The organism is Capsulimonas sp. (assembly GCF_039929585.1).
Lineage (GTDB): Bacteria > Armatimonadota > Armatimonadia > Armatimonadales > Capsulimonadaceae > Capsulimonas.
In genome coordinates this window covers 1-15607 of record NZ_JBDSQY010000067.1, presented here as the reverse complement: position 1 = coordinate 15607, position 15607 = coordinate 1, and the positions used below count along the sequence as shown (strand labels likewise).

Here is a 15607-nt window from a genome sequence, read left to right as displayed (position 1 = left end):
CCTTTGGCTACTTGCTCTTGGCGGCTTGGATGACCGCGTCAAAGGCGGGTTTTGGCTGATCGTTGCCGTCAAACAACAGCGGTTTGCCTTCGGAGCGCCAGGAAACACCATCGTTGATCCCCCACAGGGTGACAACTTTCACCGCCTTCTTGTGCTTGAGGAATACTTGGAAGAGATTGGCGTACTGATGTGCGAGGCGCTGATCCGCGTCATTGACAAGGCCGCCCTGAGTGGTCGCGGCGTTATTGGCGACGTCCGCCCCGTTGCTGCGCTGGCCGCCCTCCGCACTGTTAACGTCGAGTTCCGTAATGTGAATGGGTAAACCCAGCGTTTCTAAATCCGTCAGCGTCCGGTCTTCTTCTTCGACGCTGGGGGAGGAAACACTGACGTGCGTTTGCGTGCCGATCGCCATCACCGGGACTTTCCGAGCCTGTAAACCCTTGATCAACGTGATGAGCTTCTGGCGTTTTTCCGGGTTTTCCAACCCGTAGTCGTTGTAGCGAAGTATCGCGTCGGGATCGGCTTCGTGAGCGTATTCAAAGGCTTTGTCGATGAAGTCCGGCCCGATAATCTGCACCCAGAGCGAGTCCCGCAGGACATTCGGTCCGCCGTCGGAGATGGCTTCGTTCACGACATCCCAAACCTTGATTTTGCCTTTGTATCGGCCGACAACTGTATGGATGTGATCACGCATCCTCTGGAGCAGCTCCGCGCGTGTTGTGCGCGGCCCACGGAAACCGAAACCTCTGGCCGGAGCAGCGGGTGTTTGGACAGGAGTATCGGCCTCCGGCGCCGTTCCAGCGAACACCCAGTTGGGTGTTTGTCCATGCCAGACAAGCGTATGGCCGACGATAACCATGTGATTTTTCAGGCCAAAGTTCACGTAGGCGTCGGCCGCGCGGAAATCATAGCCGTCGGCGCCTTCTCGCGGATGGATGAGGGACCATTTCAAGTCGTTTTCCGGAGAGATCTGATTGAATTGTTCCTTAGTCAGAGCGATATCCTGCTTCATCAGCTCCATCGTCCGATTGCCGAATCCCATCGTTTCACCGGTCGCGATGGCGCGATTAATGGCGACGCCGACATAAAATTGGCCTTTGTAGGCCCCCTTGAGCGTGGGGGATTTGTCGGGCCGCGCCGATGCGCCCGTGGTCAGAAGAAGCGCCGTCAGTATGCCGATGGGAACGCCTAAGCCTGCGCGAGAAATCTTCAGGGGAGCGATCATCACAAGACCTTTCTATCAATGCGGAGCTACGGTCTCAGTTTACGGCGGCAATCTTGTCGCTCACATGGAAGTAGTCGAAATCCACGAAGCCGCCCGTGGTGTTGGTCGCGTAGTTGAACAGCGCAAAGCGGTAGCCCATGAAATGCGGGAGAGTGTAAACCATCTGCAAGGGCTTTCCGATCGGCGTCCATTTTTTTGCATCAAGACTGTAAGAGAAATACGTCTTATCCGTACGGTTGTTGTAATCACACTCCATCTTCAGCCAGACGGTTTTCTGGGTCAGCGGCACGCTTTGCTTCTCCTCCGGAGAGTCGGACTCGGCGCTGACCATGACGATTGATTTGGCGTCCCCTACCATTTTAACACCAACGAAGCCGTATATCTTCTGCAATGCCGCCAGGCCCGCGAAGTCTCCGTCTTTCATGCCGCTCACGTCAATCGAGACCGCGCCTGAGGATTCGGGGCCAAAGGTTCGCTGGGTGAGAGAATTGCGCGCCGAAAGGAAGTCTGGGGCGATGCTGCCGGTAGTGAGCCGCAGAAAGCCAGGCCGCTGGGAGAGGGACCAACAGCGGTTATCCGGGTTGTGGTTCCATTGCCAGGCGAGCGGAAGGACAGGCTGAGCAGGCTTTCGGTTGAACTCATCGGAAGCCACGAGTCCCTGCGCTCCGCCGGCTCCCATCGTATTGTGAGGGAGGTTCAATGCTTTTGCCGCCTTGCCGCCGACGCCCATCACGGGCCAGTCATCCTCCCATGTCACCGGCACAAGGTAAGGGGTGCGGCCCACCGCGCCGTGATCCTGAAAGAGAAGCGCGTACCAATTTCCTTGCGTCGTGTCGATGAGACCGCCTTGCGCCACGCCTTCGTCTTTCAGAGCGATCCTGCCTTCATATGGACCCGTGACCTTGTCCGCGCGGAAGATGAGCTGCGTGCGCATTCCGCCCCGCGGCCAGGCGATATTGGACAGGTAATATTTCCCATGGATCTTGCGCATCTGTGACCCTTCCGCCGGCAGGCCGGCGTTGGGACCGGCTGCGAGCGTGGCGTTCGGAACAATCACCTGATCTATTCCCCCTGGCTTGATCGCCGAGGCGTCCGCGGTCAGTTCGGTCAGCCGAATATTCCCAGCGCCGTGGATCATATACACGCGCCCGTCGTCATCGAAGAACAGCGAGTGATCATGCAGCGCGGGACTGAACGAGGACGCCGTCCACGGCCCTTTCTCGATGTTCTTCGTCTTATAGATGTAGGTTTTTCCCGTTGTGGAGGAAAACGTCGAGACGTAGAACACGCCGTCATGGTAGCGGAGGCTGCTGGCCCAGGACCCTGCGCCGTAGGCGTTTTTTCCGTTTTGAAGCGTCAGGGCGTCATTGTCGGCGAGCGTGTCATACGCGTAGCTGACGATGCGCCAATTCACCAGATCGCTGGACTTCATGATGGGAAGTCCAGGACTCAGGTGCATCGTGGTGCTGCTCATATAGTACACGTTGCCCACGCGTATAACCGCCGGGTCCGGCGCGTCCGCCCAGATAATGGGGTTCCGCGCCTGATCGGCCTGGACCGGCTGGCTGCGGAAAGGACTTGTGATGGAAAGCGCGGCCAGGAATACGCCTGCGAGGGAGGGCGTCGCCTGACGAAAAAAAGACTTCTTCACGCAAAAATCCCTTGTCGTCGTGATCTATTGAGCATGAGTATCCTCCCCGTTGATAACGACCCTTGAGCCTGTGTCTTTCACATGTTATTGTCCGCCAGACGCCCGTACTTGATTGATGATACGCTGTTTTTCTTCAGGCGCGAGATTGCTTGAATTGACCTGGCTTACCTGTTTATCGATCGCTGCCTGCCGCTGCTGTTCCGTGATCTTTTGACGTTCGCTTGCGGATACTGGCGGCGCAGATCGATTGCATCCCGAGACGAACGCAAGGCAGCATGCAAAAACAATGGGAAAGAGTATTTTATGGATTCTCATGGGCCGCCTGTAACGCAGTGATCGGTTCTGATACACAAACCGTTGGACATCATATTTTCGCCGCTTGGATATCTGCAGCAAGCAGATATCCAAGCGGAACTTATCAGTCTCTGTACTACTGTCGACAGAATGTCGCAACGTATCCTGTTCCGCCGAGTTTTTCGGCGGACACGCAGGTGGCTCCCGATGCGCCTTGAGGATCGCCAACCGACACGACCCCTCCCTGCCCGGCGTTCTCCGGACAAACTCGGAGGAATTTTGCATGCCCGTCGGCCAGAACGAAGTTCGCACCTCCAACGAGTGAGGAGCCGGACACGGCGTAGCCGCCGTGTCGATCCGCCGCGACTGGGATCTGCCAGGTCGAGTTTGCCCCGACGCCGGCAAGGCTGTCCGTCTCATTCGGGTCGTTGACATGAGCGGCGTTGATCGAGGTGAAATTCGACGGATCCAGGCTCGAAGTCGGTTCCGCATAGCTGGCGTTTCCGCCCAAGCCGCCGACAGCTTCATAGATAAGAACGGTGCTCGCCGGAGAAGTCAGTGTCGCCAAGGTAGCCGTACTTGTATTTGTATATCCGCCGTCGGGGGTGCTCGTCCATGTCCACCAGGGCGTGTCCGATGAGATGATGGAGTTTTCGGCGTAGGAAACCTTCGCGGTCAACCAAGGGTTGCGCTGTTTGCTGTCGTCTGGACAGGTATAAACGTCCGCGCTCTTGACATAAGGATAGATACGTCCTGCCCAGCCGGTCCCGGCGCCTCCCCAGCGCTGGCAGAAGATGTATGTTTCGTCGTAGTCCTGCAAATATTGCATATAGCCTAGAGCAAGCTGCTTTTGGTTGGAGAGACATGCGATTTGACGCGCCTTTTCCCGCGCCTTAGCGAAGACAGGGAACAGAATGGCTGAAAGTATTGCAATGATAGCAATAACAACTAGCAGCTCGATCAAGGTAAAGCCGTTGCGGACGCAAACGATAGACTTCTTCATCGGTTTCTCCTTCGTGCGTTTCTGTCAAAATATTGGCAGGCAAGAAGAACTCCCTGTTTACGGGAATTCTGAAATAACGGTCAAGATCAGTGAATAGTTCTGCTATTAGAGCAAAAAAGTCAGGCATACAATGGTAGTTTTATCCCTGATGACGATATATCAATGATTATATCACTGCCTTTATTCTCTGTCAACATAAAATGTATCCATTGCCGCCAAATTGCTATTGGCGTTTCTTAGGCGATGGTCTGGGCCTCTCCAGCAAGAATTGCCCCGCCAGGCCGCCACCGCCATTTCCCGGAAATGGATGGGAGGATGGTCCGCCTGAAGAGTATCGAATTTTGGCATTATAGCTTTTGGCGCAATTGAAACAATCCCTGTCATTGGCTCCTTTCTGCCCAAATAGTGCGTCTGTTTGTCAAATAGGTCTGCCTGTTAGTATGGGACGTCGGTATGATCAGCCGGTCGTCCATATAGCTGAATTGATCGAACGAAGGACTAGAATATCCATTCGTCGGATCGTTTTGAGCTTCTCCAGCACTTTGGTAACGATATATCTTGATTATAACACGGACTTTCTTCACTGTCAAGACAAAATATCAATCCGCTTGATCCGTGTGTTACTGTTCCGCGAATCTGTCCTCCCTGCCGAATCTGTCCAAACCCTGTAGTCCAGACCACAAGATTTATCCGTATTTACTGCGCGGCAACGTCATTAAAAAGCGCTGTGCCTGAGATCAACCACTCAGGTCAGGGCAGCCATTTTAAGAGAGCGGTTCACGAGCCAATTTTTGACGGCCCAATTGCTAAACGCCGCGCGAGGCCCGCCAAGGTCTTTCGTCCTATCTGAAGTTTTACAACGTTGCTGCACAGGTTACTCAAATTCGCTTCGTTTGAAGAAAGTTCGCCGAGGCTGAGAGAATGTGATATTGACCGATATCATCGTTCGATGGAGCGAGTCCCTCAACAAGTTCTATTGTCGCTAACACAATCCGCCACTTAGGGGATGTACGCTTTCGAGAGAACTTCTATAATCAAATACGAACAACATTCTGTTCGCGCGCACTATTAGGAGTTCAGAAATGTCTACAACCAAATCCAAGACTATCGTCGGCTTATTAGGAGCAAGTCTCGCTCTCGCCGCTGTTGTCCACGCCCAGGGCGGTCAGACGAAACCCGCGCCAGGGAAAAGTGCAATGGGCGAGATGAAGTCGGAGGGCATGATGGGACCGATGAATATGAGCGGTCATGTCATGATGAACGGCCAGCCCTGTATGATGAAGTGCGATATGACGCCTATGGGCAAGTCCAAGGGGATGGGGGGCCACAGCATGACGGGCATGCACAGCATGAAGATGCACAAGCCTATGAAGATGAGCGGGACGATGTCCATGATGGGACAAAACTATCATTGCGACATGACCATGATGTCCAGCCCAACCAAGACAAAAAAGTAGCGCTGAGGAGTAGTTCATCATGACCAGCACTCTGCCTGAAACGAACTCTGTCGCCTCCAGCCAATCCGTGGTGGCGATCTATCGCAGCCACATCGACGCGGAGGAGGCGGTGCGCCGCCTTGCCGCCGATGGCCTGCCCGTGGAAACAATTTCGATCATCGGACGCAACTTTGAGTCTCACGAGGATGTTCAAGGATTCTATCGGCCAGCGGACGCGGCCATTGCGGGAGCAGGCGACGGCGCTTGGTTCGGCGGCATCTTCGGGCTGATGCTGGGGGCCATGGGATTCTTCATCGTGCCCGCGCTTGGCGCATTTATGGTGATGGGGCCGCTGTCTGGGATGATCGCGGGAGCCATCGGCGGCGCGGGCGTGGGGGCGCTGATCAATGGCCTTATCGCGCTTGGTATTCCAAAAGATCAAGCGCTCAAGTATCAAGAACGACTGCAGGCAGGCGAGTTTCTGGTCGTCGTTCACGGAAACGCGAACGAGGTATCGCGTGCGCATGAAGTCCTTCATGGAGGGCTTCATACGCATTTGGAAACACATGGCTCTACGACTGGCGTCAAAATGTAGTTTCCCATGGGGCGCATGTGAACTAACCGAAATTGGGCAATAAGCTGCGAGTTGAACGAATGTTCGACTTGCAGCTTTGTCGTTACGAGATGAGCACCGCCAATATCCAGAACGATGGGAGACGAACCTGACATGTCAATGAAAACACCCAAAGCGGTCCAAGAAAGCGCGACACAACACGATCCCCACGAACGTCACTCCCACTCGACGCCACAGAGGGATCGCAAAGGCATGTCCGACATGGCGCCCTCTCACGGTCACGATATGGAAGCCATCGCGCATAGCGGTATGGCCCATGACATGAGCGATCCCGCAATGGCCGCAGGCATGGAGGTGGACATCCGCCGTAAATTCTGGATCGCACTGGTGCTCTCGACAGCCATTATCTTACTTTCTCCCATGGGCAAGATGTTTGGAATATCGATCAGCCTCTCGGCGGCAACCAGGTCGTGGGCGCTTCTGCTGCTGACGACGCCTGTGGTGTTCTGGTGCGGCTCGATGTTTATCTCAGGCGCGTTTTATGCGCTGCGGTCCCGCAAGCTGGATATGTCCGTGCTGATCGCAGTCGGCGTACTGGCGGCTTACCTTGCGTCCGTGTATCTGACGATTATCGGTTCTTCCGACCTTTTCTACGAAGCGGCGGCAATGCTGGTGACGTTTGTGCTGTTCGGCCACTGGATGGAGATGAAATCCCGTAAAGGTACGTCCGACGCATTGCAGGCGCTCTTCAAACTGGTTCCGCCCAAAGCGCGCGTGATCCGTGACGGAGAAGAAACCGAAGTTGCGACATCGGAAGTCGTGCAAGGGGACGTGCTTACTTTGCGTCCAGGGGACCGTGTTCCCGTGGACGGTGAGATCACGGACGGCGAAACGTCCGTCGATGAGGCGCTGGTCACGGGCGAAAGTCTGCCCGTGGAAAAGAAACCTGGCGACAAGGTGGTGGCGGGATCGATCAACGGCGTGGGATCGGTCAGGTTTACAGCCACGGGCGTCGGCGAGGAAACAACACTGGCGCGCATTGCCAAGCTCGTGGAGATGGCGCAAAATTCCAAAGCGCCTGGCCAGCGTCTGGCGGACAAGGCGGCGGCCTATCTGGTGGTGCTGGCGGTCGGCGCGGGCGTCATCACTTTCGTTGCCTGGAGATGGGGAGCAGGCGCATCGTTCTTGACCGCACTGACGTTCTCCATCTCGGCGGTCGTGATCGCGTGTCCTGACGCTTTGGGACTTGCCACGCCAACGGCGGTGGCAGTCGGAACGGGACTTGCGGCAAAGCACAATATCCTGATCAAGGACGCGGCGACGCTGGAAGGCGCATCGCGTATCACGGCAGTCGCGCTGGATAAAACAGGAACATTGACCGAAGGGAAGCCGCGTGTCATGAATGTCGCGGTGGCGGAGGGAACAACGGAGGAAGAAGCACTGCGCCTTCTCGCGGCGGTCGAACGCAGTTCCAGCCATCCTCTTGCCGCTGCGATTCTCGATGAAGCCAAAAGGCGCGGGCTCCCATGGAATGAACAGGTGACGGGTTCCGAAAACGTCGCGGGACACGGGATGAAAGCCGTAGTGGAGGGGCAATATGTACTTGTGGGCAACCGCCGCCTGCTCATGGAATCAAATATTGATCTCGCACCGATCCAGCCAAGCCTAGACAAGTTCATGGCGGCTGGTCAAACGGTCATTCTGCTTGCCGTGGATAACCAAGCGGTGGCGGTAGTGGGGGTGAGCGATCCGATCAAGCTATCAGCAAAACGAGCCGTGGCGGAACTGAAGAAGCTGGGTATCCAGACCGCGCTGATCAGCGGCGACAATAAAGTCGTGGCCGAAGCCGTGGGGAAGGAAGTGGGAATCGAGCGCGTCTTTGCCGAAGTGCTCCCTGAAAACAAAGCGGGTTACATCAAGGAACTTCAAAGGGAAGGGAAGTTTGTTGCAATGGTGGGGGACGGCGTCAATGACGCCCCCGCTCTCGCCCAGGCGGATATCGGCATCGCCATCGGCGCGGGCACGGACGTAGCCATTGAAGCGGCCAAGATCGTGCTCATGAAGTCTGACCCGCTCGATATTCTGAACGCCATCGTCATCTCAAAGGCGACCGTCCGAAAAATGAAGCAGAACCTGGTGTGGGCCAGCATCTACAACCTCTCCGCGATTCCTGTGGCGGCAGGCGTCTTTTACCACGCCTGGGGCTGGGGCTGGTCGCTTCGTCCCGAGGTCTCAGCTCTGCTGATGTCCGCATCTTCGATCATTGTCGCCGTAAACGCTGTGATGCTTCGCAGATCCGAGAAGATGTTGCTTGCATAAATCACCCACCTTGCAGTCTTAGAGACCCGACACTGAAAATAATGCTAATATTAAAAGTAATTGATAGTTATAACAACTACCAAAAGGATTGGAATAGCTCGCTGACGCTGTCGTCTTTATGGATACGGCAGATGGCGCTGGCGAGCAGGGGAGCGACGCTGAGGACGGTGATTTTGGGGCAGCGCTCGCGTTTTTCGTCGCTGACGGGGATGGTGTCGGTGACCACGAGTTCTTCGACGCCGGAGTTCTGAATATTGTCGGGGGCGGCGCCAGAGAGAACGGGATGGGTGCAGCAGGCGAAGACGCGGCGGGCGCCGCGGGCGAGCAGGGCGTTGGCGCCGGTGACGAGGCTGCCGCCGGTGTCGATCATGTCATCAACCATGATACAGGTCTTACCGGTGACATCGCCGATGATCTCCATCACTTCGACTTTATTCGGTTCGGGACGGCGTTTGATGATGATCGCAATCTGGGCATGGAGCATCTCCGCCATGCCCCGCGCGCGGCTGACGCCGCCGACATCAGGCGAGACCACGACGGTATCGCCGTCGATCAGACCTTTTTCGGCGAAGTAGGAGGCGACCAGAGGGCCAGCGTAGAGATGATCGAGGGGAAGCTGGAAGAAGCCCTGGATCTGGCCGGCGTGCAGATCGACGGCCAGCACGCGGTTGGCGCCGGCGGTGGTAATGAGATCCGCCACAAGACGGGCAGTGACGGGTTCGCGTGGGGCGACCTTTTTGTCCTGGCGTGAGTAACCGTAGTAGGGAATCACGAGCGTAATGCGCTTGGCGGACGCGCGCCGAAACGCGTCCACCAAAATCAGCAGCTCCATGAGACTGTCGTTGGTTGGGGCACAGGTCGGCTGGACGATGAAGACATCCATCCCGCGTGCGCTTTCCTCGATCTTGACCCGGATCTCCCCATCGGCGAATCGCGTGATCAGGAGCTTGCCAAGCGGCATGTCAAGATACTGAGCGATGCGGCGAGCCAGCATCGGATTGGCGTTGCCGGTGAAAACACGCAGCGTTTCGGAGCCTACAGTCATCGTGATGGATCCTTCCCGTCGCGGACCGAAGCCCGTATCTTGCGATTATGCGGCCCTCATCCCCCGGCCCCTTCTCCCAATTCTGGGAGAAGGGGAGTCAGAGTTTTTGAGTTTCAGATCAGAACAAAATCTCACTCTTATTCAAGCTCCCCCTCTCCCAGAATTGGGAGAGGGGGCTGGGGGTGAGGGCCTCTTTACTTCTCCGCCGCCCACCCCTCTTTATTCACTTGCCGGCCGCGCCCGATAGCAAGAGCTTGGGCGGGGACGTCTTCCGTAATCGTCGAGCCAGCCGCCGTGTAGGCGCCGTCGCCGATAGTCACGGGCGCCACCAATGTCGAATGCGTGCCGACGAAGGCGTCGGCGCCGATAATGGTGCGGTGCTTTTTCTTGCCGTCGTAGTTACAGGTAATCGTTCCAGCGCCGATGTTCGTGCGCTCGCCGACTTCGGCGTCGCCCAAATAGGCGAAGTGCCCGGCGGAGACGTTATCCGCGAGCGTCGCCTGCTTCAGCTCAACGAAATCGCCGATCTTGACGTTCTTGCCGACCACGTTACCGGGTCTTAAGTTGGCGTAAGGGCCGACGCGTGTGCCGTCGCCGATCTCGCTGGCGACGATGTAAGAATCGCGCACGGAGACATTATTCCCCAATTTGGAGTCACTGATTCGCGCGCCGGGACCGATTTCGCAGTCTTCGCCAATATCGGTCACGCCGGACAGAATGGTGAACGGATGGATCGTCGTATCCTGGCCGATCTTGACATCGGCGTCGATGTGCGTCGTCAGCGGATCGACGATGGTGACGCCGGACAATTGCAGGGCGCGGTGGATGCGCTCGCGCAGGATCGTCGACAGCTCCATCAGTTCGACACGGGTGTTGACGCCGCGCACGATATCTGGATCCGGCGAGATGACGGCTTCCACGACTTCGCCCTGTCGCGCGAGCAGCGCAATGGCGTCGGTAAGATAGTATTCGCCCTGCGCGTTATTGGGACTGATTTGACGAAGCGCGGAGAAGAGCTTGCGAGGATCGAAGACGTAGACGGACGTGCCGATCTCCCCGATGGTCAGCTGCTCTTGAGTAGCGTCTTTCGCCTCGACAATCGCCGTCACTTGCTGGGTAACGGGATCGCGAACGATGCGGCCGTAGGCGCCGGCGTCTTCCAGAACGGCGGTCAGCAGGGTCGCGGCGGCCTGCATCTTGGAATGGTGCTCCAGAAGCGATTCCAAAAGACGGGCGGACACCAGGGGCGCATCGCCGGGCATCACAAGCACCGGGCCGTCCCAGTCTTCCAGCGCCTTTTCGGCCATCTGAACGGCGTGCCCCGTGCCCTTTTGCTCGGCTTGCAGGACGTATTCAAAATCGTCGCCCAGCGAGTTCATGACCATCTCGCTTTGGTGGCCGACAACAATGACGGTCCGTTGCGCGCCGGCCGCCTGGGCGGCCTCCAGCGCGAAGCGCAGCAGCGGCTTGCCCAGCAGCGGGTGCAGCGCCTTGGGCGTCTTCGACTTCATCCGGGTGCTCTTCCCGGCGGCGAGAATCAGCGCGGCGACATTGGCGGCGGCGGATGGCGAATCGGACATAATATAAGTTCCTTATGAATAGCGATGACGCCTTATTATAGCCGTGGGCTCCGACCGAGTCAAGCAAAGACACCGGGAACCGTACGGCCCCCATCGCCGTCTTATTCCATGTTATGGGGGAAGATTATTGAACAATCCTTGGAGACGCTACGCTGTTTTCATCGGCGTCTCGGTCCTGGCGCACGTCCTGGTTCTCGGTGTCCTTGCCTGGTGGCTCACACGCACGCCCAGCACCGCCGCGCCTTCGCGCAAGCCGGTCGAGGTGCAAATCGTGGAACGCCCGCGCCCCGCGCCGCCAAAACCCAAACCCACGCGCATCGCGGCGCTTCCCACGCCGCCGACGCCTCACGCCGTCCCCTCGCCAACGCCGACGCCAAAAGTGACGCACCCGACGCCGCGCCCGAAGCCCGCCGTCCAGCACATCACCAAAATCTTTGAGCACCTGCCGCCCCACCCCACGCGCGGCGGCCACTCTGGCGGCGCCGCGCCCGCCCGCAAAGCGCCTGTCATTCGCAAAGTCCAGGGCAAACCACGCCCGCATGTTCTGACGACGCCCGCCCCATCTCCACAAACCACACCGCAATCGGGAAGCACGGAAGGCCATGACAATGTTGCCGCCTCGCCCACCCCGTCTCCGGAAAACGGTTCGGGCGATCAGGCCCATGGCGTGGGAGACGGGGCAGGTAAAGGTGAGGGAACAGGACAGGGCAAGGATTCAGGATCTGGGGACGTGGGAACGGACGACGGTCCGCCCACCGGCCCCTTCGGCGTTCCCGGCGGCGGAGGCGGCAGCGGCCCCCGGCATATCGTCTATGTGCTCGATGTCTCCGGCAGCATGACCTCACGCATCGACAAAGTCCAGGAAGAGCTGAATACGGCGATCGCTGGTCTGCGCCCCGGCGAATCCTTCGACGTCCTGGCTTTCTCCGACAGCGTCGAAAAGTTCCATGACGGCCTGCTCGACGCCACGCCCGCCAACATCGCCCGCGCCAGAAACTTCGTCGGCGGCTTAACGCCTCTGCGCGGCACCAATGTCCAGGACGCCATGCGCGCCGCGCTCGCCATGCCCGACGTCAACGTCGTCTTTCTCATCTCCGACGGCGTTCCGAGCGTCAAGGAGACCAACACCGGGAAGCTGCGCCGAGATATCCAAAAGCGCAACAAAAACGGCGCCCGGATTTTCACGGTGGGACTGGCGGGATACAACCCCGGCAAGGGCGGCGTCAGCGACTTCGAGGCCGCCGACTTACTCAGGCATATCGCTGAAGACAGCGGCGGGACTTATAAGACGGTGACGCTGGGGTATTGAGAGAAGCCCTCATCCCCCGCATATGACCCACGCGGGGCCTCCACGCCCCTTGCGTAACCCACCCCGGCGCTTCGCGCCACCACTCCCTTGAAGCAGGGAAGGGTTGGAAAGGGATTCTCGGACGAAAGCCGTTTACGGTGTCAGTCTGAATACCCACTCCCGTCGCGGGAGGGGGCGGCCGAAGGCCGGGGGTGGGTCATATACGGGGAGGGACTACGCGAAGGCCAGGTGTACACCTCGGGTATAATCACTCTCGAAATGGATATCCCGACAAAATTGATCATCGGCCTGGGCAACCCGGGCAAAGACTACGACGGCACACGGCACAACATCGGCTTCGACGTCATCGACCACCTCGCGCGCGTGAACAATATTACGGTGGCGAAGCGCGATTATCGCGGACTGATCGGTGACGGACGGATCGCCGACACACGCATCTTCTTACTGAAGCCGCAAACGTTCATGAACCTCAGCGGCGAATCCGTCGCGCAGTTTCTGCGGCAGCGGCCCCTGGCTCTTACGGACATCTTAGTGATTACGGACGACATCGCCCTCCCCGTCGGTAAGCTGCGCCTGCGCGCGGGCGGATCGGCGGGCGGTCACAACGGTCTGAAATCCCTGATCGCTCACCTCCACTCCCAGGAATTCCCCCGCCTCCGCTTCGGCGTCGGCGCCCCGCGCGACGCCTCCGTGCAGATCGACTTCGTCCTGGGCAAGTTCGGCAAAGGTGAGCAGCGCGACGTCGAAGAAACCATCGACCGCGCCGCCGCCGCCGCCGAGACCTGGATCAAAGACGGGATCGAGCCCGCGATGAATAAGTTCAATCAGTAGTGGCCCACCACCCCATGTTTAACCATGTAACCGAGCGGGTATAGAATTCATGCAAATCTTTCTCGACACACTTGCCCCCTCGGCTACAGACCGAGGGGGCTTTTTTTGTCTGGGGTCCACCGGGAACATTTCGGAGGCTCGCCCCGTCCATAAATACATAAGAGCCGCTGCAAAGCGGATTAATTTGAAAAACACATCAAGGGAGCTTATAACGATGCGTAACATAACAAAAGTAACGACCATTGCCGCTTTGGCGACCATGGCGGCCACGTCCCTGGTCCCGACCGCAGCGTTCGCGGACTCGCAGAAGAACAAGAATAACTGGCGCAATATCGCCATTGCGGCCGGCGCTCTTGGCATCTACGGCGCGACCAAGCACAACACGACCATGACCGTACTCGGCGCGGCCGGCGCGGCCTACTCGGCGAAAAAGTACGAGGATGAGCGCAAAAAGCAGAGCCAGGAGAACAACTGGCGCTCGCGGTATCACCGCAACGGCCAGTATCGCGCCCGCTACCGCTAATCGCCCGGCGATTAGATTACATAGAAATGCGGCCCGCCGAATTATTCGGCGGGCCGCAATCGTTTTGAAACTTGCCGCCCGGTGAGTGAAGCTTCCTTCCCCGCTCCGTCTCTAATTCATCATCCAATGCGAACGGAGCCTGATCGTGAGGACCATTCCCATGCCCCCTTGTCGTTTACTACGCCCGATCTCTACCGCCATTTGTCTTGCCGCACTTGTTGGATGGCCGGCAGGCGCGACTCACGCAGAGCAGCAGTCGGCGAGCGATAATTCGCCGATCGTGCTGATGAATGATCCCATATACGCCAGTGAAGAAGTTCTGGAGAACGTCGGCCTTATCGTAGTAGCTCCTTCAGGCGCTTTTACGGGCGGCAGACCGATCATGACCCGGCTTCAAGTCGGTCAATCGATCGTGAGATTTTTCCCGTTCCTGCTGAAACACCGGCATCCGGCAAACGCGGGTCCAAAGTCGGAGCCTTTCTTCATCAAATTCCGACTGGAGACGGCGCAAAAACTGAGTTCACATCCCGAAGCAATCACGGCGCTCAGTCGGCTGGTCGACGCGTTTTCTCCCGAGATTCGTCAGCTCGGCGAGCATCCGGAAGATGCAAAAAATGAGCTGGCGACGCTCGCAAAACCAAAGCCATTCCCAGACGTCCCACCCGGTCATTGGGCGGCGCAGGCGGTGCGGGAATTGAAGGATAAGGGGATCGTCGTTGGCTACCCCAGCGGGGAATTTCAGAAGCTGGCCCCATCGTAAACGGGTGGTTTTGCCTGGTCTATTGCTTGACAAAAGACGTCCGGCGTGCTATCCTTTAGACGTAAAAAGTTAGACACTTTTCTCTTTTTCCCAAGAGGTTAAGACCGTGTTTTGCAGCCAGTGCGGCGCTGATAACAGCGCGGACAGTAAATATTGCAAGGAATGCGGCTCGTTTATCGCGCCCGTCTCCTCGATCAGTCTCACGCCCAGTCCTCAGGACTTCGCGGGCGTCGACGATCCCATTCGCCAGGAGCGCCTCACGAAGCTGCTCGACATGGCGTTCTGGCACAACGACGTCGGGAATCTGGACGCCGCCGTTCTGGCGGCAGAAGCGGCCCTGACGATCAATCCGAACGGCGCCACCGCACATTCGCTTCTTGGCACTCTTTATGAGAAGAAGGGCAACGATGAGAAGGCGATCGCGCATATTGAGGCGGTTCTGGAGATGAACCCCAATAGCGCCGCCGACGCCGCGAAGCTGGAGATGCTCCGGCGCGGAGTCCGCGCCATGGCGACCCCGCCGCCCGCCGGGTTCCGGTGGATTCCGCCGGCGCTCGCGGGAACCGGTCTGGGGAATGTCATGGGCCGTGTCGCCGACATCTCTGAAAGAGCAGCCACGACAAGCGCGACATCCAGCGGCGGGGGTTTCTCCGAGCGGATCGCAAGCTGGAACCTGAAAGAACGAAAAATCGGCGGACTGGCGATGGTTCCCATGCTCTATTCGGGCGCGGCGGCATTCGCGGTGATTGTGATCTGTATCGTCGCGATCCGTTCGTCGAGCCCCGCCACGGCAACTCCGGAGCGGCTGGTGACCGTCGCGACCACTGCGTCCCCCGTCCCCAACTCTTCGTTCGCCGATCCTTCCCGGGGAACCGTATCCCCGTTCGCGTCGCAGTCAAACGCCCTCAGCATCGCGCGCAATGTTCCAACATCACCCGACTCGCTGCGTCCTCCGTTCACGGCGAAAAGCCTGGAAAGCACCCCAGATCCCTTCGCCGAGCGGCTGACCAGCGCCGCAGGGACAAAACCACTGACGACGCGCCGAACGACCACGACA

13 protein-coding genes are annotated in these 15607 nt (G+C 58.1%); 8 read left to right on the top strand and 5 right to left on the bottom strand.

What is annotated here, in order from left to right; all coding sequences use genetic code 11:
• Positions 1 to 7: 7 nt before the first annotated feature.
• From ABIZ35_RS04485 to ABIZ35_RS04475, 3 genes are all read right to left on the bottom strand, one after another.
• Positions 8 to 1225, bottom strand: a complete 1218-nt coding sequence (locus ABIZ35_RS04485) for an endo-1,4-beta-xylanase (RefSeq protein ID WP_348218693.1) — start codon at positions 1223 to 1225, stop codon at positions 8 to 10.
• A gap of 34 nt (positions 1226 to 1259) precedes the next feature.
• Positions 1260 to 2810, bottom strand: a complete 1551-nt coding sequence (locus ABIZ35_RS04480) for a glycoside hydrolase 43 family protein (protein WP_348218692.1) — start codon at positions 2808 to 2810, stop codon at positions 1260 to 1262.
• A gap of 496 nt (positions 2811 to 3306) precedes the next feature.
• The gene (locus ABIZ35_RS04475) at positions 3307 to 4173 is read right to left on the bottom strand and encodes a DUF1559 domain-containing protein (protein ID WP_348218668.1); all 867 of its coding nucleotides are present in this window, start codon (positions 4171 to 4173) and stop codon (positions 3307 to 3309) included.
• A gap of 1082 nt (positions 4174 to 5255) precedes the next feature.
• Between ABIZ35_RS04475 and ABIZ35_RS04470 the strand changes: the two genes are divergently transcribed.
• From ABIZ35_RS04470 to ABIZ35_RS04460, 3 genes are all read left to right on the top strand, one after another.
• On the top strand, positions 5256 to 5630 hold the full coding sequence (locus ABIZ35_RS04470) for a hypothetical protein (protein ID WP_348218667.1): 375 nt from the start codon (positions 5256 to 5258) through the stop codon (positions 5628 to 5630).
• A gap of 19 nt (positions 5631 to 5649) precedes the next feature.
• Positions 5650 to 6204 carry a general stress protein gene (locus ABIZ35_RS04465; RefSeq protein ID WP_348218666.1) on the top strand — a complete coding sequence of 185 codons (555 nt, stop codon included), beginning with the start codon at positions 5650 to 5652 and terminating at the stop codon, positions 6202 to 6204.
• A 132-nt stretch (positions 6205 to 6336) separates the two neighbouring features.
• The gene (locus ABIZ35_RS04460) at positions 6337 to 8502 is read left to right on the top strand and encodes a copper-translocating P-type ATPase (RefSeq protein ID WP_348218665.1); all 2166 of its coding nucleotides are present in this window, start codon (positions 6337 to 6339) and stop codon (positions 8500 to 8502) included.
• Between the two features lie 76 nt (positions 8503 to 8578).
• Here ABIZ35_RS04460 and ABIZ35_RS04455 read toward each other — a convergent pair whose 3' ends face one another.
• Both ABIZ35_RS04455 and glmU read right to left on the bottom strand, forming a co-directional pair.
• A complete protein-coding gene (locus ABIZ35_RS04455) occupies positions 8579 to 9547 on the bottom strand; it encodes a ribose-phosphate pyrophosphokinase (RefSeq protein WP_348218664.1) in 969 nt (322 codons plus the stop codon).
• 194 nt (positions 9548 to 9741) lie between these two features.
• Positions 9742 to 11127, bottom strand: a complete 1386-nt coding sequence (glmU, locus tag ABIZ35_RS04450; RefSeq protein ID WP_348218663.1) for a bifunctional UDP-N-acetylglucosamine diphosphorylase/glucosamine-1-phosphate N-acetyltransferase GlmU — start codon at positions 11125 to 11127, stop codon at positions 9742 to 9744.
• A gap of 127 nt (positions 11128 to 11254) precedes the next feature.
• Between glmU and ABIZ35_RS04445 the strand changes: the two genes are divergently transcribed.
• From ABIZ35_RS04445 to ABIZ35_RS04425, 5 genes are all read left to right on the top strand, one after another.
• Positions 11255 to 12436 carry a VWA domain-containing protein gene (locus ABIZ35_RS04445; RefSeq protein WP_348218662.1) on the top strand — a complete coding sequence of 394 codons (1182 nt, stop codon included), beginning with the start codon at positions 11255 to 11257 and terminating at the stop codon, positions 12434 to 12436.
• A gap of 258 nt (positions 12437 to 12694) precedes the next feature.
• Positions 12695 to 13267, top strand: coding sequence for an aminoacyl-tRNA hydrolase (gene pth / locus ABIZ35_RS04440; protein ID WP_348218661.1), 573 nt, complete (start codon positions 12695 to 12697; stop codon positions 13265 to 13267).
• Between the two features lie 214 nt (positions 13268 to 13481).
• Positions 13482 to 13790: a hypothetical protein gene (locus ABIZ35_RS04435; protein WP_348218660.1), complete on the top strand. Its 309-nt coding sequence runs from the start codon at positions 13482 to 13484 to the stop codon at positions 13788 to 13790.
• A gap of 160 nt (positions 13791 to 13950) precedes the next feature.
• Positions 13951 to 14550, top strand: a complete 600-nt coding sequence (locus tag ABIZ35_RS04430; protein ID WP_348218659.1) for an S-layer homology domain-containing protein — start codon at positions 13951 to 13953, stop codon at positions 14548 to 14550.
• Positions 14551 to 14656: 106 nt separating this feature from the next.
• The coding region (locus ABIZ35_RS04425) for a tetratricopeptide repeat protein (RefSeq protein ID WP_348218658.1) at positions 14657 to 15607 on the top strand (951 nt) is incomplete at its 3' end.